Raw genomic sequence first — 18,725 nt, 5'->3', positions numbered from 1 at the left:
GCTCTCGGGGTGGATCTGCGGGGTGGTGGGGCGGGGCGGGGCCGGTCGGCCGGCCCCGCCCCACCCGGGGGCGGCTCCGGTCAGGCGACCGTGACCGCCACCGAGCTGTCCTCGGCGGCCGCGGCGTCCTGCGACGCCTTGTCGCCGGCCAGCTCCGAGCTCCGCCGGATGAGCAGGCCGCTCACCGCGCCGAGCATCACCACGATCACGCCGACCCACAGCGCGGCCTCCAGACCGTCGGTGAACGCCGAGGCCGGGTCGCCCGTGGTGTTGTCGGCGAACTGGCGGCTGAACACGGTGGTGAGCGCGGCCACACCGAGCGCGCCGCCGAACTCACGGCTGGTGTTGTTGGCACCGGACGCCTTGTTCTGCTCGTTCTCCGGCACCGCCGAGATCACCGTGGCGGGGTTGCCCGCGAAGACCAGCCCCATACCGATGCCGGCCAGGGCCAGCGCGGGCACCATGGCGCCGTAACCGACGTCCGGCGTGATGACCAGGGCGATCCAGCCGAGGCCGATGCCCTGGAGGGCGCAGCCCGCGGCCTGCAGCACACCGCCGCCGATCCGGTCCACGAACTGGCTGGCGACGGGCACCACGAACATCGGCGCCAGGGTCCACGGGATGGTGCGCAGACCCGCCTCGAAGGGGCTGTAGCCCATCGGGCCCTGGAGGAACTGGGTGAGGTAGAAGATCGACCCGAAGACACCGAAGTACATCGTGATCGACACCACGTTGCTCAGTACGAACGCCCGCGCGCGGTACAGGTGCGAGGGAATCAGCGGCTGGCTGCTGGACCGCTCCGACACGATGAACGCCACCGCGAGGACCACCGTGAGGGACAGCCCGATGATCGTGCTGGTGCTGGTCCAGCCGTGGTCGGCGGCCGAGACGATGCCCCAGACGGCCGACACGACGGAGCCGGTCACCAGGACCATGCTCGGGACGTTGAGGCTGCGCTCCTTGCCCCGGCTCTCCTTGACCGCCCAGAGGGCCAGCGGCAGGGCGATGAGACCGACGGGCACGTTGATCCAGAAGATCCAGCTCCACGAGATCTTCTCGGTGACCAGACCGCCCGCGAGCGGACCGGCCGCGATACCGAGGCCGTTGACCCCGCCCCAGACCCCGACCGCCAGGTTCCGCTGCGCCCGGGAGACGGCGCCGACGGCCAGCGTGAGCGAGACCGGAAGGATGGCCGCCGCGCCCGCGCCCTGGAACACCCGGGCGATGACCAGCGTGACGACCGAACCGGCCATCGCACAGGCCACGGACGACACGGTGAACAGGGCGATGCCGCCGAGGAACACCCGACGACGGCCGAACCGGTCACCCAGCGCCGCACCGGCCAGCAGCAGTCCGGCGAAGGCCAGCACGTAGCCGTTCATCACCCACTGCAGTTCGGACTGCTTGACCTCGAAGTCCTTGCCGATCTCCGCCAGCGCGTTGGTGACGACGAGGTTGTCCAGCGAGACCATGAACATGGGCAGCGACGTGGCGATCAGCGCCCAGAGAACGCCGTTGCGTTTGGCTGCGGTCATCGGTGGTTCCCCCTGTTGCTCGTGGAGTGACGGCTCACGGAGTGGTGGCCGGTGGCGTGGTGCTTCGTGCCGGCGCGGGCAACGCGGCGCAGCGTGATCCGGTCCGAGGTCTCCCCGGCCAGCACGACACCGACCTCACCGCTGAGCACGTAGTCGCCGTACGGCGTGACGGCTACCGTCGTGGGGCCGGAGACCGGCCACGGCTCCTCGCGCGAGCGGACGGTGGCGCTGCGCCAGCCGTCCTTCGAGTCCACGACCGTGACGGCGTCCACGCCGCCCGGCGCGCCGACGGCCTCACCGATGGAGTTGGTCACCACGACCATGGAGCCGTCCGGGCGCAGCGCCAGTCCGTCCGTGCCCACCAGCGGCTGGGAGAGCTTCACCTCGGCCACCTTGCGGTGGGCCGGGGCGTTCGGGGTGATCCGGAACATGGCGCCGTTGTCGTAGCGAAGGGCCAGCAGATAGCCGTCCGGGTGCCAGGTGATCCCGTTCAGGCCGACGATGTCCGCGGCGAAGCGGGGGTCGGTGACCACCGGGTGGACGTGCCCGGCGAGGTCGATCCGCTGGAGCGTGGCAGACACGGAGTCCGTGACGTAGATGTTGCCCCGGGGGTCGAAGGTCAGGTCGTTGGCGAAGGTGCGCGAGAGCCCCTTGGCGACGTCGATACGGCGCTGCAGCTTGCCGGTGTCCAGGGCGTAGATGGCCACGCCCGAGGTGGGCGGCTGGTCACCGACGTCCAGGCGCTGGCGGATCCAGAAGTCGCTGTAGGCGACCAGGATGCGGTTGCGCGCGGTGTCCACCCGGACCCCGAGTGTGGACACCATGCCGATGCTGGGTGCCAGCTCGGTGACGGTGCCGTCCAGCCGGACCACCGAGAGGGTGCCCTTCAGGGCGGAGCCGACCAGGAAGGCGCGGCGGGTGGGGTCCCAGGCGACGCCCTCCGGGTAGACGTCGGCCGCCCGGGTGTTGATCACGTCCGGCCCGGTGTGACGGCCGGCGGCAGCCGCGGTGTGGGAGGACGAATTCGCCATGGCGGGGGCCGGGAGGGCTATCGGCGCGATCGCCGTGAGGACGGCCGCGGAGGCGAGCACGGCTCTTAGCGGAAATGCGCGGGACACGGTGTTCCTCTCATGGTGGGTCGGCTGGAATCCGGAGTACGCGTGCGGTGAGGGGGAGTACGGGAACGCTGAAATGCGGGACTGCGGGACTGCGGGAATACGGGAATACGGGCACGGAGAACTACGGATTCCGGCTTCGCGGTGGGTCGTGCGAATGGTCGGTTCGACGGATGGTTCAACGGGCGGCTGTCACGGGCCGGCTCCCTCGGGCGTCATCGCTGTGGGGGAACCGGGAAGGGTGGTGCCGTAACGCGCCACGGTGCGTGTGCACTGGCGTGCATTCACTGGCGTGCAATGACTGACGCGTATTGACTGATGCGTATTCACTTGCGGTACACGAATGAATCTAGGCCGGTGGCCGCGCGATATGTAGACGACCTAGGGCGTACCGGGACTGTCTCCTTCGAGACATCCGGGAGCGCGGCGGCGGGGGCGGCGCCGGTGACATACGCGGGCGCGCACAGCGCTGAGGGCCGCCACCCGGTGATGCGGGTGACGGCCCTCAGCGCTGTGCGCGTTGTTGCGGGGGAGCCCCTCAGCGGCTCAGCGGCTCACGCGATGTGGTCGGCCTCCAGCTCCGCGTGGTAGCGGTTCTTGAAGCCCTGGATCAGCTGGCGGAGCAGCGCCGCGCTGCGCGGGTGCCGCACGTTGTGGCCGTCCGACAGGTGTATGTCGAGGACCTCGATGCTGGGGTACGTGCTGTGCTGCGTCACGAAGGCGGCGAAGACCTCGTAGGCGATCTCGCTGAACTCCGCGTCCTCCTGCGCCCACTCCTCGGCCCATTCCTCGGCCGCCTCCGCGACGGGCTTCTGCTCCTCCGGGCCCTGCTCCGCGTCGGCCGCAGGCGCAACGGCCGCCTCGGCCGCCTCGTGGACCGGCTGCGGCTCCGGCTGCTGCTCGGCGCGCGGGCCGGGCACGCCGCCGATCGTGCCGACGTTGCCCAGCGGGCGGGTGCGGCCGGGGCCCGTCGGGATCATGACCGGGCCGGGCTCCTGGGCGTCGAGGTACGTCGGGTTGTACGAACCCTCGTACGCGCCGTCCGGCGACTGCGCCGCGAACCACGGGCTCTCGTGCGAGTCGGGAGCGGGGGCCAGGACCGGGGAGTGCGGCTGGAAGGCGCTCTGCGACGGGGGCTGCGACTGGGGTTGAGCCTGAGCCTGCGGCCCGGACTGGAAGGCGCTCCGGGGCTGAGGCTGCTGGTGGTCCTGGTCCTGGTGCTGGTGCTGCGGCCCGGCGTACTGCTCCTGGTCCGGGGCGCCGACGAGTTCGGGCTGCTGCTGGGACCGGGCCGCGTCGACGGCGGCGAAAGCACCGGCGGCGGGGGCCGGCGGCAGCAGCACCGGCTCGATGCCCGCGGCGGCGAGCCCGGCCGGTCCGGTCTCGGCCAGCGGGACGCCGTACTTCGCGAGGCGCAGCGGCATCAGGGACTCGACGGGGGCCTTGCGGCGCCAGCCGCGGCCGAACCGGGCCTGGAGACGGGCCTGGTAGATCAGCCGGTCCTGTTCGAGCTTGATGACCTGCTCGTAGGAGCGCAGCTCCCACAGCTTCATCCGCCGCCACAGCCGAAACGTCGGCACGGGGGAGAGCAGCCACCGGGTGAGGCGGACCCCCTCCATGTGCTTGTCGGCCGTGATGTCGGCGATCCGGCCCACGGCGTGCCGGGCGGCCTCGACGGATACCACGAACAGCACCGGGATCACGGCGTGCATGCCGACGCCCAGCGGGTCCGGCCACGCCGCCGCGCCGTTGAACGCGATCGTCGCGGCGGTCAGCATCCAGGCCGTCTGGCGCAGCAGCGGGAACGGGATGCGCAGCCAGGTCAGCAGCAGGTCCAGCGAGAGCAGGACGCAGATGCCCGCGTCGATGCCGATCGGGAAGACCAGCGAGAAGTTCCCGAAGCCCTTCTCCAGGGCGAGTTCGCGTACCGCGGCGTACGAGCCCGCGAAGCCGATCGCCGCGATGAGCACCGCGCCGGCCACCACGAGGCCGATGAGTATGCGGTGCGTGCGTGTGAGCTGCATCGCGGCCACCCGCGATCCCCTTCCCGCTTCTTCGTCTCCGACGCCCGGTCCGGAGGGACGATGTGAGTTCTGGCGGGCACAGCCTGGCACATGCGGGTGAGCCGCGTTGCGCGGGGAGGGGCGAAGCCCGGTTCTCCGAGGAGGGCCGGGCTTCGCAAATCCGCTTCTGGGCTGGGGAGTTGGGGCTCCCGGGCGCCTGAGAGGCCGCCGGGAAGGACGCTACTCGGCAGCCTTGTCCGACGCCTTGTCCGATGCCTTGTCCGTCGTCTTGCCCGATGTCTTGCCCGAGGGCTTGCCGGACGACTTGGGGGCGTCGGGCGACGTGCTCGTCTTCGGGCTCTCGTTGGCGCCGGCGACCGAGGCGACCGCGTCGCGCGCGCCCATCTTGGCGCCCGCGGTGATCTTCTCGGCCGAGGGGGTCTTCGACCCCGCGTAACCCGCGCCGTTGTAGGTGAGGGTCACGACGACGTTCCCGGTACGGGCGAGGACCGTCGCGTAGCGGAAGTCCTCGCTCGTCTTTTCGAGGTCGTAGGTGATCAGAGTGGCCTGCTCGCCGATCCCGCTGACGGGAGTCGTGACGAGCTTCTTGGCGCCCTCGGTCGCCTTGACCTTGGCGATCTGCTTCGTCAGGTCGTCCCCGGCCCGGTCCGCGCCGCTGCCCAGGGCCTGGTCGGAGGCGAAGCGGGTGAAGCCGGTGTCGAGCCAGCGGTACTGGGAGCCCTTGACGCCGTTGTCGTCCAGGCCGTTCCAGGAGCAACTGCCGCGGACGGCGGTGTCGCTGGACTTGCCCTGCGTGCCCGTCTTGTCCTTGGCCGCGGGGACCAGGGACTTGACCGTCTTCGCGGTGATCGACTTGCACGGGTCGGGCAGCGCGGCGAACTTCGCGGCCGCCACCTCGGGTTCCGTCTTCGTGGCGTCCGGCGAGGCGGACGAGGCGGAGGCCTTGTCCTTCCCGCTGTCGGAGTCCGACGAGCAGCCGGCGACGACGAGCATCACCGGAACGGCGGCGCAGGCGAGTATGCGGGTGAGTCGCGGGGCTGATCGGTGCATGGTTCCTTCACTCGGGTGGCGCGGCGTTCGGACGGCCGGACGGTCGGTGGACAAGGGGGCGCGGACGGTGGTTCCGGAGGGCCACGGTACGACGGACGGCGGCCGGATGCCGCCTCGGCCGGACGGCCCGCGGACCTGCCGCGGGCCGGGCCGGACCGGCCGGATGCGGGGTCACTCGCTGAAGCTGTCGACCAGCTTCCGGCCCAGTGCCTGGGCCTTCTCCTGCAGTTCCTTGCTGTCGGGGATCTCCGTGGAGAGGGCCGGCTGCGCGGTGTACTGGATGGTCACGATGACATTCGATGTGCGGAATACCACGCTCACGGTGCGGTGCTGTGCGGTAGAACCTGCCCGGGTGAGCAGATCGTCCAGAAATGCGCTGTCGCCGAGCGAATCGAGGACCCGGGGCTGGAGGTTCTCGGTGGCGCCGCCGTCCCCGGAGTCGCCCGTGTCCGCGGTGTCTCCGGTGTCCGAGCCGGTCTTCCCGCCCGTGTCGGAGTCCGAGCTCTTGCCCGCGGCCTTGCCGCCGCCCTTGCCGCCGTCCTTGCCCGGCTTTCCGCTCGCGGTCGCGGACGGGGAGTCGGAGGCGTCCGGCGTGCCGCTGTCCGTGCTGCTGCCGGGCAGCGCGGAGGGCAGGTCGGCGGCGGCCTCCTTCTTCGCGTACACCTCGCCGGCGCGGTCGTCGTCGCTCACGGACGGGTCGTACGAGACGACCCGCTCGAAGTCGACGAAGAGGCTGCGGGCACCGTCGGGCGCCTCGGCCTTCCAGCGGCAGCCGACCCGGCGGTCGGTGTCGTACGTGACGGCGGGCGAACCGTCGAACACCTTCTCCTGCTGGGCCTCCGGCAGCTCGGCGGAGCCGGGCAGCAGGTCCTTCAGGGTGGCGGGCGAGACCGAGCGGCAGGCCTCGGGAAGCGTGCGGTACTTGCCCGGGGGCGCGGTGGAGGAAGCCACGGCACCGGGTTTGCTGTCGGTGGCGGAATCGCCGGTTCCGGTGCCGCTGCTGCAGCCGACCGCGAGCGCTGCAATGAGCACGGCGCCGGGCGCGTACGCCATTCGTCGCACGTTCCTGGGCTCCCTTCGTGCGAAAAACGGTTGCCGCTCGTCGGCGGCCGGTGGACACAATGTGTATCGCACGCGCCGCCGTGGTTGCCGGTCGGCCGATACTTTTGCCGACCTTGGTACCGGTTTTGCGCTTTCAGGCTTTTCGGGGGAATCGAGGAACTATGTCGTACGTAGAGGTGCCGGGTGCGAAGGTGCCCATCCGCATGTGGACCGACCCCGCCAAGGTCGAGGACGTCGCGATGCAGCAGCTGCGCAACGTCGCCACCCTGCCGTGGATCAAGGGCCTGGCCGTCATGCCGGACGTCCACTTCGGCAAGGGCGCCACGGTCGGCTCGGTCATCGCGATGCACGGTGCGGTCTGCCCGGCGGCGGTGGGCGTGGACATCGGCTGCGGGATGTCCGCGGTCAGGACCTCGCTGACCGCCAACGACCTGCCCGGGGACCTGACCGGGCTCCGGTCGAAGATCGAGCAGGCCATTCCGGTGGGCCGGGGGATGCACGACGACCCGGTGGACCCGGACCGGCTGCGCGGGCTCCCGTCGACCGACTGGGAGGACTTCTGGGGGCGGTTCGACGGAGTGGCCGAGGCGGTCAAATTCCGTCAGGAACGTGCCACAAAGCAGATGGGAACGCTCGGAGCCGGGAATCACTTCGTCGAATTCTGTCTTGATGAGTCGGATTCGGTCTGGCTGATGCTGCACTCCGGCTCCCGGAACATCGGCAACGAACTGGCCGCCTTCCACATCGGCGAGGCGCAGAAGCTGCCGCACAACCAGGATCTGATCGATCGCGACCTCGCGGTCTTCATCGCGGACACTCCGCCGATGGAGGCCTACCGCAACGACCTGTTCTGGGCGCAGGAGTACGCGAAGCACAACCGCGCGATCATGATGGCGCTCTTCCAGGACGTGGTCCGCAAGGAGTTCAAGAAGGCCAAGGTGACCTTCGAGCCGGTCATCTCCTGTCACCACAACTACGTGGCGGAGGAGCGGTACGACGGCATGGACCTGCTGGTCACCCGCAAGGGAGCCATTCGGGCCGGCTCCGGTGACTTCGGGATCATTCCGGGCTCCATGGGCACCGGCTCGTACATCGTGAAGGGCCTCGGCAACGAGAAGTCCTTCAACTCGGCCTCGCACGGCGCGGGCCGGAAGATGAGCCGGAACGCGGCCAGGCGGCGGTTCTCCACGAAGGACCTGGAGGAGCAGACGCGGGGCGTGGAGTGCCGCAAGGACTCCGGTGTCGTGGACGAGATCCCCGGTGCGTACAAGCCGATCGAGAAGGTCATCGAGCAGCAGCGGGACCTGGTGGAGGTCGTCGCGAAGCTGAAGCAGGTCATCTGCGTGAAGGGCTGACGCGGGGCCCCTGCCGGGAGACCCCGCGTCGGGGGGCGCGGGGTCAGCTCGTGCGGTGCACCTTGGAGTTGGAGGCCTGGGCGCGGGGGCGGACGACCAGGAGGTCGATGTTGACGTGGCTGGGGCGGGTGACCGCCCAGGTGATGGTGTCGGCCACGTCGTCCGCGCTGAGGGGGGCGTCGACGCCCGCGTAGACCTTGGCGGCCTTCTCGGTGTCGCCGCGGAAGCGGGTGGTCGCGAACTCCTCGGTCTTGACCATGCCGGGGGCGACCTCGATGACGCGGACCGGGGTGCCGACGATCTCCAGCCGGAGGGTCTCGGCCAGGACGTGTTCGCCGTGCTTGGCGGCCACGTAGCCGCCGCCGCCCTCGTAGGCGGACAGGCCCGCGGTCGAGGAGAGGATGACCACCGTGCCGTCGCCGCTCGCGGTGAGCGCGGGGAGCAGGGCCTGGGTCACGTTGAGGGTGCCGATGACGTTGGTCTCGTACATCTGGCGCCAGTCGGCCGGGTCGCCGGTGGCGACGGGGTCGGCCCCGAGCGCACCGCCCGCGTTGTTCACCAGGACGGCGAGGGAGCGGAACGCGGTGGCGAACTCGTCGACCGCGGCCCGGTCCGTGACGTCCAGGGCGTAGGCCGTGGCCTCGTGGCCCGCCTCGGTGATCTCGGCGGCGAGCGCCTCGATGCGCTCCTTGCGGCGGGCGGTCACCACGACGCGGTAACCGGCGGCCGCCAGCTGCCGGGCGGTCGCGGCACCGATGCCGCTGCTCGCTCCGGTGATGACGGCGATGGGGGATGCGGCCATGGCGGGCTCCTCGGACAGCTGATCGGTACGGGGCCAGGATAGGCAGGGGCGCCGTCAGTGGTTGCGGGGGGCGTACATGATCACGGCCATGCCGGCCAGGCAGACCAGTGCGCCGGTGACGTCCCAGCGGTCGGGCCGGTAGCCGTCCGCGACCATGCCCCAGACGATCGAGCCCGCGACGAAGACCCCGCCGTACGCCGCGAGCACGCGCCCGAACTCGCCGTCCGGCTGGAGCGTGGCGACGAAGCCGTACGTGGCCAGCGCGACGATCCCCGCACCGATCCAGGCCCAGCCGCGGTGCTCCCGGACGCCCTGCCAGACCAGCCAGGCGCCGCCGATCTCGAAGAGCGCGGCGACGACGAACAGGGCGATGGAGCGGACCACGGACATGTGATCAGCGTGTCATGAGCGGGGCGGCGGAGTGCGGGAGGGGGCGGGGCACGGAGACGCGCCGAACCGGTCGGAATATATGGATATTTCGTGCAGATCTGTATCTTCAGGACATGGTAGTGACGTGCAAGGCCCTGCTGAGGGTGTCCGCTGCGGCGGCCATGGCATCGACTCTGGCGCTGGGTGCGGTCGGGGCGGCCGCGGCCGTCCCGCCGACGGTTGCGCCGAGCGTCGCGCCCGAGGCGGATGTGTCGCACCACGGGCACGTCTCGCTGTGGGGCACCGGGCTCGGCGTCTGGCTGACCAGCCAGAACAGCGGGCCCTCCGACCTCACGGGCACCACCGTCCGGCTGCGGGTGTCCGTGCCGCTCTCCGGCCGCCAGGTGCTGCCCGCGCAGTGCCTCCAGGCCGACGCGCAGACCGTGCTGTGCCGCACGGGGCCGCTGCCCGCGGACGGCTCGCGGCAGCGGCAGCTCGCCCTCGAACTCCAGCTCCAGGGGCGGCCGGCGGAGGTGGTCGTCCGGATCGACACCGTGTGGAACGGCGGGGCGACGGACCGGAACGCGAAGAACAGCGAGCACGAGGTGCTGGCCCCGGCCACCGGCGACGAGTACGTCTTCTGAGAGGTCGGTCGCCCCGAGCGGGCGGGCAGATGATCTCTGCTTCGTACACTCTCTGCATGCCGCAGAAGTCCGTCCCGCCCCGCCGTGCCGCGCTGCTCGCTGAGCTGTCCGTCGTGTCGCGCCGCTACATGGCCGCGTACGCCCTGTTCAACCAGGCCGTCGCGGACCGGCTGCGGCTCCATCCGACCGACCTCCAGTGCCTCAACCTGCTCAGCCTGGAGGCGGCTCCCGTCACCACGGGGCGGATCGCGGAGCTGACCGGGCTCACCACGGGCTCCGCGACCCGGCTGGTCGACCGGCTGGAGCGGGCCGGCTACGTCACCCGCGCACGGGACACGGTGGACCGGCGGCGGGTCCTCGTCGCGACGGTGCCGGACCGGATGGCGGAGTTCGGGGCGGTCTGGGAGCAGCTGAACGGCGGCTGGGCGGCCCTGTTCGAGAGTTACGGCGACGACGAGGTCGCGCTGCTCATCGCCCATATGCGGCGGACGGTGGAGCTGAGCGCGGCGCAGGTCGCGGGGTTGCGGGAGGACGGCGGCGGGGAGCGGTGAGCCCGGGGCCGGGGGGCGCTGTGCCGGGCTCAGCCGCCGAAGTCGCGGACCGCCTCGGTGACGATCGCCTCCAGCCGGGCGTGGTGGGCGCCGCGCCAGTACACCCGCTCGCACTCCGTGCACTGCGCGAAGACGTCGTACGAGCGCTGCGTGCCGCTCTCCAGCCGGGTGCCCACGGAGTCCTTGTCGGCCGCCGCCAGCCGTCCGTTGCACGCGGTGCACCGGCTCCACGGGTCGAGCTCGGGCGCGAACCGCCCCAGCACGTCCCGCAGCTGCTCCTCCGGCCGGTCGCTGTAGACGTACGCCCCCGCCCAGATCTCCCGCCGGTGGAGCAGCCCACGGTCCCGGGAGAGCAGGACGCGCCGTTCCCGCGCCGAGCGGGTGGCCAGGGCGGGGTCGCCGATGTCCTCGTACTCGTAGGCGGCGTCGACGCCGAGCAGCCGCAGCCGCCGCGCGAGGGTGCCGAGGTGGACGTCGAGCAGGAAGCGCAGGGGCGCACCCGGCACCTGCTGCGGGCGCTCTACGGGGTGTACGTCGACCACCTCGCCCGCGACCGGGATGTGCGAGAACGGGACGGGGCGGCCGTCCACCAGGAGCTGTCCGGCCTCGGTGAGCGGGACCCCGAGCGATTCGACGACATGGCCGAGGGTGGACGAGCCGTCGGTGGTCACGGCCGTCCGTGCCCCGCGGCGGTGGTGCGCTACGAAGAGCCTGAGTTCGGGGGCGACTTCGAGGTGGATCTCCGGTCCGTTCACGTGGTCAGGATGTCATTGGGCCGGGTGCGCCTGCCAGGGAATTCGGGCGGTGCGGGGGCAATGGCGGTGGCGCGGGCTCAGGGACGGAAGGCGGCGGCGTGCTCGGCGGCCCAGGAGGCGAACGTGCGTGCCGGGCGCCCGATGAGCCTCTCCGTGTCGCGGGTGACCTCGGCCGGTGAACCGTCGGTGGCGGCCCAGTGGCTGAGCAGCCCCTCGGCGAGCTCCGCGGGCAGGAAGGGCGCGACGGACTCCTTCCAGGCCTCCCGGCTCACGGCGTTGACGGTCGTGGCGCTGCCGGAGGCGGCGGCCAGCAGCTCGACCTGCTCGGTCGCGGTGAGGGATTCGGGGCCGGTCAGGTGATACGAGGCGCCCTGCAGCCGGATGTCGGTGAGCACGGCGAGGGCCGCCTCCGCGAGGGAGGTCTCGTCGATCGGGCTGGTCTGGCTGAGGGGGTAGGGCAGGTCGACGGGGCGCCCGCTGCGGAAGGCGCCCGCCCACTGGTAGGCGTTGCTCGCGAAGTCGCCGGGGCGCAGGAGCGTCGAGCGGAGGGACGAGGCGGTCAGGGCCTCCTCGACCGCGTGGTGGGAGGCGGCGACGGGGTTGGCGGCGGGGTCCGGGTCCAGCACCGAACTGGACGAGAGCAGCACGATGTGCCCGACCCCGGCGGCCCGCGCGGCGGCCAGGAAGTCGTCGATGTGGGACGGCTGCGCGTACAGGAACACGGAGTCGACGCCGTCCAGCGCGGCCGGGAAGGTCCCGGGGTCGCCGAGGTCGCAGGCCACGGCCGGGACACCGGCCGGTGGCGTGAGCTCGGCGGGGTTGCGGGAGGCGGCGCGGACGGGATGGCCTCGGTCGTGCAGGAGCGCGGCGAGCGTGGAGCCGACGCGGCCGCGGCTTCCGGTGACGAGAGTGAGCATGGCGGGTGAGTCCCTTCGGGGTATCCGGGCTGCCTGGGGTTCAGTGAATGCGTCACGCATAAGCTGCGCGACGCAGATGAATATCCAGGAGGCGGGCTCGATCGTCAAACGAGTTCGGCGGAGTCCGTTCGGTGGCGTCCGGCCATCCGGCCCCGTCAGCGGTCCGGGTGGAGGTCCAGCCGCCAGTCGTTCGTCAGCAGCGGATGGCCGGGCGGGTACTCGATCTCGCACTCACCGAGCAGGCTGAACCCCGCCTTGCGGCACACCCCGTTCGACGGGCCGTTGGCCACGGACGGGTAGGCGTGCAGGTAGCGGTGCTTGCGCTCGGCGCGCGCCTGCCCGGCCACCGCCGCCGTCGCGGCAGAGGCGATGCCGCGCCCCTGGAATCCCGCGAGAACGGCCCACCCCGTCTCGTACACCTCCTGGCCCCGCCAGGTGCGCTCCCAGAAGCCGATGGTGCCCACGGCCTCGTCCTCGCCGGTCAGGGCGATGCGGAACATCCGGCCCCGGCCGGTGCGGTCCGCGCTCAGCGCCACGTAGCGGGCATGGCGTCCGACGAGCTGCTCCTCGGACTCGGGGCCGCCCAGATGGTCCATCAGCTCCGGGGCGTTGGCACGGCGGAGCAGCTCCAGATCGCTGTCCGACCAGGGCTCGATCCGTACGGAGGGTGCTTCGGTGCGCTCCATGCCGAAACTGTAGGACGCGGCACTGACAGTCAGTGGGCGCCCAGCGCGGTCGGCGGCACGCCCACCGTCGCCGTGAAGTCCCTGACCAGGTGCGCCTGGTCGCTGTAGTCGAGGTCCGCCGCGAGCGCCGCCCAGTCCACCTCCGGCTCCGATTCGGCGCGTTCCAGCGCCTCGTGGATGCGGTAGCGGAGGATGACCCACTTCGGGCCGACGCCGACGTACGTGGCGAACAGCCGCTGGAGCGAGCGGACCGACACCCCCTCGGCGCGGGCGAGTCCGTCGACCCGGCGGACCGTGCGGTCGGTGCGCACCAGCTCGGCCAGGGCCATCGCCCGGTCGGCCTGCGGATCCGGTGCGGGGCCGAGCGCCATCAGGTACGCGTCGAGTGCCGCGATCCGCTCGTCCTCACCGGCGGGGTCCAGGACCGAGGCGGGTGCGGCGGGCGGCGTGAACACCTCGGGCGCCGGGACCCGTCGTCCCGTCCACTCGGACACCGGCCGGTCCGGTGCGAACGGGTGGAAGCCGCCGGGCCGGAACTGCACCCCGCAGACCCGGCCCCGCCCCTCCAGCTTCTGCGTGAACAGCTCCAGGCCGATTCCGGAGACCTCCGCGAAGCCTGCCTCGTCGTCACCGCAGCCCGGGTACCGCTCGAAGACCAGGTTGACGCTGGGGTGCGGGACCAGGTGGGAGAGGTAGGGCGCGGGCAGATCCCAGTCGATCAGCCAGTAGTGCTCCAGGTACGGGCGCAGCGCGGGCGCGGGCTCGCGACGCCGGAACGTCACGTGCGTGAACAGTTCGGAGGCGTCGACGATGCCGCGGGTGTCGCGCCGGGGACCTGTGGGGCCAGCCATGACGGCCGATCCTATGGCCGGGGCGGTCCCGTGTCCCGGTTGTCGTGCCCGGCTGTCGTGTTTCTTCAAGACCTGCGCCGCCGCCGCGTGCATGGTCGAAGTATGAAGAACATCAGCGAGTTGATGGATGCGGCGGCGGCCGGCGCGCTGCCCGTGGTCCGGGGGATCGACGACAGCCGGCTGGGCGATCCCACCCCCTGCGCGGAGTACGACGTCCACGCCCTGATCAGCCACCTCAGCCAGGTGGTCGTCAACTTCACGGCCCTGGCGGCCCGGGAGGAGGCGGAGTTCGGTGAGACGCCGGACGCGGTCACCGGCGACTGGCGCAACCGCTTCGGGGAGCGGACGGCCGCGCTGGTCGACGCGTGGGCGCGGCCCGGCGCGGAGGACGGGACCGCGGGTTCCATGGGGTTCCCGGCCCGGACCGTCGGCCACATGGTGCTCGGTGACCTGACCGTCCACGCGTGGGACCTGGCCCGCGCGACCGGCCAGGAGTTCGTGCCGGACGCGGACGTGGTGGACGAGCTGGCCCCGGCGATGGCCGCGATGGCGCCGAAGGCCAGGGAGGCGAAGGTGTTCGGTGAGCCGTTCCCCGTACCGGAGGGGGCTAGCCCCTTCGCGCGGGTGCTGGCGCTGACCGGCCGTGACCCGGACTGGCGGCCGGCCCGGGGGTGACATCCGTGGCCGAAATATGTGCGCCCGGCGCACTCGGCCCGTCGTAGAGCGCCCCGACGCATCCGTACGCGCTGTCCACGATCCTCTCGGCGTCCACCAGTATCGCCCGCTCGGCCAGCCGGGCCGCCTGGTGGGTGTACGGGGACGGCGGGGCCGGGTGCCGACGCCGCCACCAGCTCTCACCTGCGGCGTAGACGCCGGAGGCGAAGACCAGCACGGGGATGGACAGGGCCGGCAGAACGTCGCCCATGGCAGGCCTCCCTCAGTTTCTGTGCCTCCTGCATCGGCAGGTTCGGCAGGTCAGCTGAAGATCATTCTTCGGCCAATGAATGGCTGGATACGGCTGGCCGACGGGCGCCCGCCGTGCAGGTGGGCGCACGTTCGGCGGGCAGGTGTTCAGGGGCGGCGCCCACCCGCCTCGCGGTGGCGCCCGCCCGCCTCGCCGCCCGCCCGCTTCGTGTCCGTGGTCTCCGCGGCTCCTCCGCACCAGTGGCCCTGGATGACCGGGGTCTGCGCGCCGGGCAGATCCGGTGTCGCGAAGAGCGGGGGAAGGTCTCGGCCGAGCAGTTGCCGGGTCGGTGTCATGGTGCTCACCTGCTGTGCGGGCAGTGCCCGCCGGGAGTGACCGTCGTGGTGATGTGCCGTCGCGGGAGTGCGTCGGCCCACGTGAATGGTTCGGCACGGACGGCCCGCCGGATTGGTCCGGCGGGGACGGCCGCGGGCGGGCGGCGGGCGGTTCACGCCGCCTGGAGGACCTCGCAGGAGCAGTGCCGGAATTCCAGACCGAGCTCGTGGTCCACGGCCGCGCTCGAACGCGTGGCGGCTTCCCCGACCTGCTCCCAGGAGCCGTACTTCAGGTAGAGCTGGTCCGCCGTCGGGCCGAGCGGGTTGCCGTACTTCTTCTCGTTGCGCGCCTCCAGTTCCGCGACCTGCTCCGGGGACATCCCGGCACGGACGATGTCCTTGGCGTCATTGCGCATCCGGACCAGCGTGCGGGCGATGTCCTCCTCGGAGCGCCCCTCTGCGCGCATGGCGCACTCCTCGCGCTCCATGTCCTCAAGGAGCTGGTGGTACCGCATCCGCTGGTCGCGGGCGACCTCGCGCTGCTGCGGGGTCTCCCGCCGGATCAGGCAGACGACCGGCTCCGGGCTGGTGCAGGCACCGTCGTCCGGTGCGGCCTGGGAGACCGGGGCGACGACGACCGAACCGCAGCCGGCGGAGGACCGGCACGGCTGTGCCACGTGTTCGGCGGCGGAGGCGGGCTGGAGCGGGAGGAGGACGGCCTGGGCGAGCAGCAGCGTGGGAACGACGCGGCCGGCCAGCGAACGCAGAGGGATCAGTGACATGCGCCCATCGTTGGGCGGCCCGCGACGGGAGCGGAGCATGGCGAGGCCGAAGTCCCCCTCGCGGGCGGCCGACTCCACTCCGCAGAGTGAAGCGGGGGCCCCGAAGGTGCCGCCGGTCCGGTCCGCTGCCCGTCCGCCTCACCCGCCACCAGGGCGGGGGCGCACCGGGTGCCGCCGGTCCGGTCTCGCGGGGAACCTCGGGTCAGGGCCACACCAGGCAGTACGCCTGGTGCCCCGCGTCATGCAGCCGGTGCGAGAAGTCCTGCCACTCGTGCAGCAGTTGGTAGACGTTGTACGCGTCGCGCGGGCCGCCGCGGTCCGGGACCGTGGACCAGATGAAGGCAGCCGCACCCACCGACTCCTCGCCGACCCCGCGCAGCGGGTCCACGACCGTCATCGGGAGCCTGACCACCGCGTAGTCGGGGTGCAGGACGACCAGCTCCAGCGGCGGGACCTTGTGCAGGGGTATGCCCTGTATGCCGGTCAGGACCATCGCGGCCACCGTCTCCGGCTTGATCTTGCTGAACATGCCGCCCATGCCCAGCTCATCGCCGCCGAGCTCTTCCGGGCGCATGGAAATGGGCACGCGTGCGGCAGTGGCGCCGTCGGGGGCCCCGAAGTACTTGTAGGTCACCCCCACCCGGCCACTACTCCTGCTTCCGGCTCCGTCGCCCACCTGCGCACCACCGGCCTGTACGCCCTGTCTGCGCTCGGCCTCCCGCCGGTGCCGACCCCGCCGGGCAGGCTCGGGCCCCAGGTCGTCGGTCCCTTCGCCCACTCCGCCACCGCGATGCATATCTCATCCACCCGACTACTAACTAGGAGACACAGCCCCCGCCGCGCAACCCGATCATCGTGTCAGTGACCTCCCCCACGGGCGTGCGGTGAAACACCTGTCCGCAAATACCGTCCGTGGCTCTGACACCATGGCATGTGTGAGCTTCCCCTATGACGCCCCAGTTTCGCAGACGCTTTTCGACCGCGCGTCCCTCGTGACGCCCGGCGGCGTGAACTCTCCGGTACGTGCCTTCCGGGCCGTGGGCGGTACACCCCGCTTCATGGTGTCCGGCACCGGTCCGTACCTCACCGATGCCGACGGCCGTGAGTACGTCGACCTCGTGTGCTCGTGGGGGCCGATGATTCTCGGCCACTCCCACCCGGAGGTCATCGCCGCAGTCCAGGAGGCTGTCGCCCGCGGCACCTCGTTCGGTACGCCCGGTGAGGGCGAGGTCGCGCTCGCGGAGGAGATCGTCGCCCGGGTCGAGCCGGTCGAGCAGGTGCGGCTCGTGTCGTCCGGCACGGAGGCGACCATGTCCGCGATCCGCCTCGCCCGCGGATTCACCGGCCGGGCCAAGATCGTGAAGTTCGCCGGCTGCTACCACGGTCACGTCGACGCGCTGCTCGCCGCCGCCGGGTCCGGGGTCGCGACCTTCGGGCTGCCGGACACGCCGGGGGTCACCGGCGCCCAGGCCGGCGACACGATCGTGGTGCCGTACAACGACCTGGCGGCCGTGCGGGCCGCGTTCGCCGCGCACCCCGGCGAGATCGCCTGTGTGATCACCGAGGCGTCGCCGGGCAACATGGGTGTCGTGCCGCCGCTGGACGGTTTCAACGCCGGGCTCCAGCAGATCTGCGCGGCCGACGGCGCGCTGTACATCTCCGACGAGGTCATGACCGGCTTCCGTACGTCGAAGGCCGGCTGGTTCGGCATCGACGGGGTGCGGCCCGACCTGATGACCTTCGGCAAGGTGATGGGCGGCGGCTTCCCGGCCGCGGCCTTCGGCGGTCGCGCCGACGTGATGGCGCACCTGGCCCCGGCCGGCCCGGTCTACCAGGCGGGCACCCTCTCCGGGAACCCGGTCGCGACCGCCGCCGGTCTCGCCCAGCTGCGACTGCTGGACGACGCCGCCTACGCGAAGGTCGACGCGGTCTCCGCGGAGATCCGGGGGCTGGTGAGCGAGGCCCTGGCCAAGGAGGGCGTCGCGCACACCGTGCAGGTGGCGGGCAACATGTTCTCCGTCTTCTTCACGGACCGGCCGGTCCGTGACTACGACGACGCCAAGCGGCAGGATGCGTTCCGCTTCACCCCGTTCTTCCACTCGATGCTGGCGCAGGGCGTCTACCTGCCGCCGTCGGCGTTCGAGTCGTGGTTCGTCTCCACCGCCCACGACACCCGGGCCGTCGAGCGCATCGCCGCCGCGCTGCCCGCCGCAGCCCGCGCCGCATCGGAGGCCACCGCATGAGCGAGACCAGCAGCGAGACCGGCAGCGACAGCGGGCGCCAGGACATCACCGTCGTCCACCTGATGCGCCACGGAGAGGTGCACAACCCGGACGGCGTGCTGTACGGGCGCCGCCCCGGCTACCACCTCTCCGAGCTGGGCCGGCAGATGGCCGACCGGGTCGCCGAGCACCTGGAGAAGCGCGACATCACGCATGTCGTCGCCTCCCCGCTGGAGCGCGCCCAGGAGACGGCGACGCCGATCGCCAAGACCCACGGACTGGACCTCGCCACCGACGGGCGGCTCATCGAGGCCGCCAACGTCTTCGAGGGCAAGACCTTCGGCGTCGGTGACGGGGCGCTGCGCAAGCCGGACAACTGGAAGCACCTGACGAACCCGTTCCGGCCGTCGTGGGGTGAGCCGTACATCGAGCAGGTCGTCCGGATGATGGGCGCCCTGGACGCGGCGCGTGACGCGGCCCGCGGGCACGAGGCGGTGTGCGTCAGCCACCAGCTGCCGATCTGGATCGTGCGGAGCTTCGTGGAGCGGCGGCGGCTGTGGCACGACCCGCGCAAGCGGCAGTGCACGCTCGCCTCGCTGACCAGCTTCACCTACCAGGGCGACAAGATCGTGTCGGTCGGGTATTCGGAGCCGGCGCGGGATCTCGTACCGGCGCACCTCCTCGCGGGCGCGAAGCCGGTGAAGGGGGCCTCCAAGGGGTTCGGCGCGTAGCCGGCCCCCGGGCCGGGGGGCTTCGGGGTTCGGGC

The 18,725-nt window shown here is 71.7% G+C and carries 21 protein-coding genes; 6 read left to right on the top strand and 15 right to left on the bottom strand.

Features of this window, described 5'->3' with window-relative positions:
- Window positions 1–80: 80 nt before the first annotated feature.
- The 5 genes from OG892_RS16815 to OG892_RS16795 form a co-directional block, all read right to left on the bottom strand.
- Window positions 81–1,535: a DHA2 family efflux MFS transporter permease subunit gene (locus OG892_RS16815; RefSeq protein WP_073737153.1), complete on the bottom strand. Its 1,455-nt coding sequence runs from the start codon at window positions 1,533–1,535 to the stop codon at window positions 81–83.
- Entirely contained in the window at window positions 1,532–2,626 is a 1,095-nt protein-coding gene (locus OG892_RS16810; RefSeq protein ID WP_371629591.1) for an SMP-30/gluconolactonase/LRE family protein, read from the bottom strand. The genes OG892_RS16815 and OG892_RS16810 overlap by 4 nt, the downstream gene beginning before the upstream one ends.
- A gap of 578 nt (window positions 2,627–3,204) precedes the next feature.
- Window positions 3,205–4,674: a DUF2637 domain-containing protein gene (locus tag OG892_RS16805; RefSeq protein WP_371629590.1), complete on the bottom strand. Its 1,470-nt coding sequence runs from the start codon at window positions 4,672–4,674 to the stop codon at window positions 3,205–3,207.
- A 219-nt stretch (window positions 4,675–4,893) separates the two neighbouring features.
- On the bottom strand, window positions 4,894–5,724 hold the full coding sequence (locus OG892_RS16800) for a DUF3558 family protein (protein WP_371629589.1): 831 nt from the start codon (window positions 5,722–5,724) through the stop codon (window positions 4,894–4,896).
- Between the two features lie 171 nt (window positions 5,725–5,895).
- Window positions 5,896–6,777: a DUF3558 domain-containing protein gene (locus OG892_RS16795; protein ID WP_371631644.1), complete on the bottom strand. Its 882-nt coding sequence runs from the start codon at window positions 6,775–6,777 to the stop codon at window positions 5,896–5,898.
- 170 nt (window positions 6,778–6,947) lie between these two features.
- Here OG892_RS16795 and OG892_RS16790 point away from each other — a divergent pair, with 170 nt between their 5' ends.
- A complete protein-coding gene (locus OG892_RS16790; RefSeq protein ID WP_371629588.1) occupies window positions 6,948–8,141 on the top strand; it encodes an RtcB family protein in 1,194 nt (397 codons plus the stop codon).
- A gap of 43 nt (window positions 8,142–8,184) precedes the next feature.
- On the opposite strand, the gene OG892_RS16785 is transcribed toward OG892_RS16790, so the two are convergent.
- Together OG892_RS16785 and OG892_RS16780 are read right to left on the bottom strand one after the other, a co-directional pair.
- Window positions 8,185–8,943, bottom strand: a complete 759-nt coding sequence (locus tag OG892_RS16785) for an SDR family NAD(P)-dependent oxidoreductase (protein ID WP_073737159.1) — start codon at window positions 8,941–8,943, stop codon at window positions 8,185–8,187.
- Between the two features lie 54 nt (window positions 8,944–8,997).
- Complete coding sequence (locus OG892_RS16780; protein ID WP_073737160.1) at window positions 8,998–9,333, bottom strand: YnfA family protein; 336 nt, start codon at window positions 9,331–9,333, stop codon at window positions 8,998–9,000.
- A gap of 161 nt (window positions 9,334–9,494) precedes the next feature.
- Here OG892_RS16780 and OG892_RS16775 point away from each other — a divergent pair, with 161 nt between their 5' ends.
- Together OG892_RS16775 and OG892_RS16770 are read left to right on the top strand one after the other, a co-directional pair.
- Window positions 9,495–9,956, top strand: a complete 462-nt coding sequence (locus tag OG892_RS16775) for a hypothetical protein (RefSeq protein ID WP_371629587.1) — start codon at window positions 9,495–9,497, stop codon at window positions 9,954–9,956.
- A 56-nt stretch (window positions 9,957–10,012) separates the two neighbouring features.
- Entirely contained in the window at window positions 10,013–10,507 is a 495-nt protein-coding gene (locus tag OG892_RS16770) for a MarR family winged helix-turn-helix transcriptional regulator (RefSeq protein ID WP_371629586.1), read from the top strand.
- A gap of 29 nt (window positions 10,508–10,536) precedes the next feature.
- On the opposite strand, the gene OG892_RS16765 is transcribed toward OG892_RS16770, so the two are convergent.
- From OG892_RS16765 to OG892_RS16750, 4 genes are all read right to left on the bottom strand, one after another.
- Window positions 10,537–11,262, bottom strand: a complete 726-nt coding sequence (locus OG892_RS16765; protein WP_073737163.1) for a Mut7-C RNAse domain-containing protein — start codon at window positions 11,260–11,262, stop codon at window positions 10,537–10,539.
- A gap of 77 nt (window positions 11,263–11,339) precedes the next feature.
- Window positions 11,340–12,179: an SDR family oxidoreductase gene (locus OG892_RS16760; RefSeq protein ID WP_371629585.1), complete on the bottom strand. Its 840-nt coding sequence runs from the start codon at window positions 12,177–12,179 to the stop codon at window positions 11,340–11,342.
- A 155-nt stretch (window positions 12,180–12,334) separates the two neighbouring features.
- On the bottom strand, window positions 12,335–12,865 hold the full coding sequence (locus OG892_RS16755) for a GNAT family N-acetyltransferase (RefSeq protein WP_371629584.1): 531 nt from the start codon (window positions 12,863–12,865) through the stop codon (window positions 12,335–12,337).
- Between the two features lie 29 nt (window positions 12,866–12,894).
- A complete protein-coding gene (locus OG892_RS16750) occupies window positions 12,895–13,716 on the bottom strand; it encodes a DUF6597 domain-containing transcriptional factor (protein WP_371629583.1) in 822 nt (273 codons plus the stop codon).
- A 102-nt stretch (window positions 13,717–13,818) separates the two neighbouring features.
- On the opposite strand from OG892_RS16750, the gene OG892_RS16745 reads away from it, so the two are divergent.
- Window positions 13,819–14,391, top strand: a complete 573-nt coding sequence (locus OG892_RS16745) for a TIGR03086 family metal-binding protein (RefSeq protein WP_328866626.1) — start codon at window positions 13,819–13,821, stop codon at window positions 14,389–14,391.
- On the opposite strand, the gene OG892_RS16740 is transcribed toward OG892_RS16745, so the two are convergent.
- From OG892_RS16740 to OG892_RS16725, 4 genes are all read right to left on the bottom strand, one after another.
- On the bottom strand, window positions 14,324–14,641 hold the full coding sequence (locus OG892_RS16740; RefSeq protein WP_371629582.1) for a hypothetical protein: 318 nt from the start codon (window positions 14,639–14,641) through the stop codon (window positions 14,324–14,326). The two genes, OG892_RS16745 and OG892_RS16740, sit on opposite strands and share 68 nt — an antisense overlap.
- 146 nt (window positions 14,642–14,787) lie before the next feature.
- A complete protein-coding gene (locus OG892_RS16735; RefSeq protein WP_143195096.1) occupies window positions 14,788–14,976 on the bottom strand; it encodes a hypothetical protein in 189 nt (62 codons plus the stop codon).
- 152 nt (window positions 14,977–15,128) lie between these two features.
- Window positions 15,129–15,737, bottom strand: a complete 609-nt coding sequence (locus OG892_RS16730; protein WP_073737169.1) for a hypothetical protein — start codon at window positions 15,735–15,737, stop codon at window positions 15,129–15,131.
- 202 nt (window positions 15,738–15,939) lie between these two features.
- Complete coding sequence (locus OG892_RS16725; RefSeq protein ID WP_073737170.1) at window positions 15,940–16,533, bottom strand: hypothetical protein; 594 nt, start codon at window positions 16,531–16,533, stop codon at window positions 15,940–15,942.
- A gap of 130 nt (window positions 16,534–16,663) precedes the next feature.
- On the opposite strand from OG892_RS16725, the gene hemL reads away from it, so the two are divergent.
- Both hemL and OG892_RS16715 read left to right on the top strand, forming a co-directional pair.
- On the top strand, window positions 16,664–17,980 hold the full coding sequence (gene hemL / locus OG892_RS16720; protein ID WP_371629581.1) for a glutamate-1-semialdehyde 2,1-aminomutase: 1,317 nt from the start codon (window positions 16,664–16,666) through the stop codon (window positions 17,978–17,980).
- Window positions 17,977–18,690 carry a histidine phosphatase family protein gene (locus OG892_RS16715; protein WP_073737172.1) on the top strand — a complete coding sequence of 238 codons (714 nt, stop codon included), beginning with the start codon at window positions 17,977–17,979 and terminating at the stop codon, window positions 18,688–18,690. The genes hemL and OG892_RS16715 overlap by 4 nt, the downstream gene beginning before the upstream one ends.
- The last annotated feature ends 35 nt before the right edge of the window (window positions 18,691–18,725 follow it).

Source organism: Streptomyces sp. NBC_00341 (assembly GCF_041435055.1).
Lineage (GTDB): Bacteria > Actinomycetota > Actinomycetes > Streptomycetales > Streptomycetaceae > Streptomyces.
Note: the sequence above shows the minus strand (reverse complement) of the source record. Positions and strands in the feature narration are given on the sequence as shown.

Coding starts and splice junctions, on each gene's coding strand:
- OG892_RS16730 (WP_073737169.1), bottom strand. CDS start 15,737: ATGTCACTGATCCCTCTGCGTTCGCTGGCCGGCCGCGTCGTTCCCACG.
- OG892_RS16735 (WP_143195096.1), bottom strand. CDS start 14,976: ATGACACCGACCCGGCAACTGCTCGGCCGAGACCTTCCCCCGCTCTTC.
- OG892_RS16725 (WP_073737170.1), bottom strand. CDS start 16,533: ATGCATCGCGGTGGCGGAGTGGGCGAAGGGACCGACGACCTGGGGCCC.
- OG892_RS16770 (WP_371629586.1), top strand. CDS start 10,013: ATGCCGCAGAAGTCCGTCCCGCCCCGCCGTGCCGCGCTGCTCGCTGAG.
- OG892_RS16815 (WP_073737153.1), bottom strand. CDS start 1,535: ATGACCGCAGCCAAACGCAACGGCGTTCTCTGGGCGCTGATCGCCACG.
- hemL (WP_371629581.1), top strand. CDS start 16,664: ATGGCATGTGTGAGCTTCCCCTATGACGCCCCAGTTTCGCAGACGCTT.
- OG892_RS16740 (WP_371629582.1), bottom strand. CDS start 14,641: ATGGGCGACGTTCTGCCGGCCCTGTCCATCCCCGTGCTGGTCTTCGCC.
- OG892_RS16800 (WP_371629589.1), bottom strand. CDS start 5,724: ATGCACCGATCAGCCCCGCGACTCACCCGCATACTCGCCTGCGCCGCC.
- OG892_RS16750 (WP_371629583.1), bottom strand. CDS start 13,716: ATGGCTGGCCCCACAGGTCCCCGGCGCGACACCCGCGGCATCGTCGAC.
- OG892_RS16780 (WP_073737160.1), bottom strand. CDS start 9,333: ATGTCCGTGGTCCGCTCCATCGCCCTGTTCGTCGTCGCCGCGCTCTTC.
- OG892_RS16785 (WP_073737159.1), bottom strand. CDS start 8,943: ATGGCCGCATCCCCCATCGCCGTCATCACCGGAGCGAGCAGCGGCATC.
- OG892_RS16775 (WP_371629587.1), top strand. CDS start 9,495: ATGGCATCGACTCTGGCGCTGGGTGCGGTCGGGGCGGCCGCGGCCGTC.
- OG892_RS16795 (WP_371631644.1), bottom strand. CDS start 6,777: ATGGCGTACGCGCCCGGCGCCGTGCTCATTGCAGCGCTCGCGGTCGGC.
- OG892_RS16790 (WP_371629588.1), top strand. CDS start 6,948: ATGTCGTACGTAGAGGTGCCGGGTGCGAAGGTGCCCATCCGCATGTGG.
- OG892_RS16745 (WP_328866626.1), top strand. CDS start 13,819: ATGAAGAACATCAGCGAGTTGATGGATGCGGCGGCGGCCGGCGCGCTG.
- OG892_RS16715 (WP_073737172.1), top strand. CDS start 17,977: ATGAGCGAGACCAGCAGCGAGACCGGCAGCGACAGCGGGCGCCAGGAC.
- OG892_RS16760 (WP_371629585.1), bottom strand. CDS start 12,179: ATGCTCACTCTCGTCACCGGAAGCCGCGGCCGCGTCGGCTCCACGCTC.
- OG892_RS16755 (WP_371629584.1), bottom strand. CDS start 12,865: ATGGAGCGCACCGAAGCACCCTCCGTACGGATCGAGCCCTGGTCGGAC.
- OG892_RS16805 (WP_371629590.1), bottom strand. CDS start 4,674: ATGCAGCTCACACGCACGCACCGCATACTCATCGGCCTCGTGGTGGCC.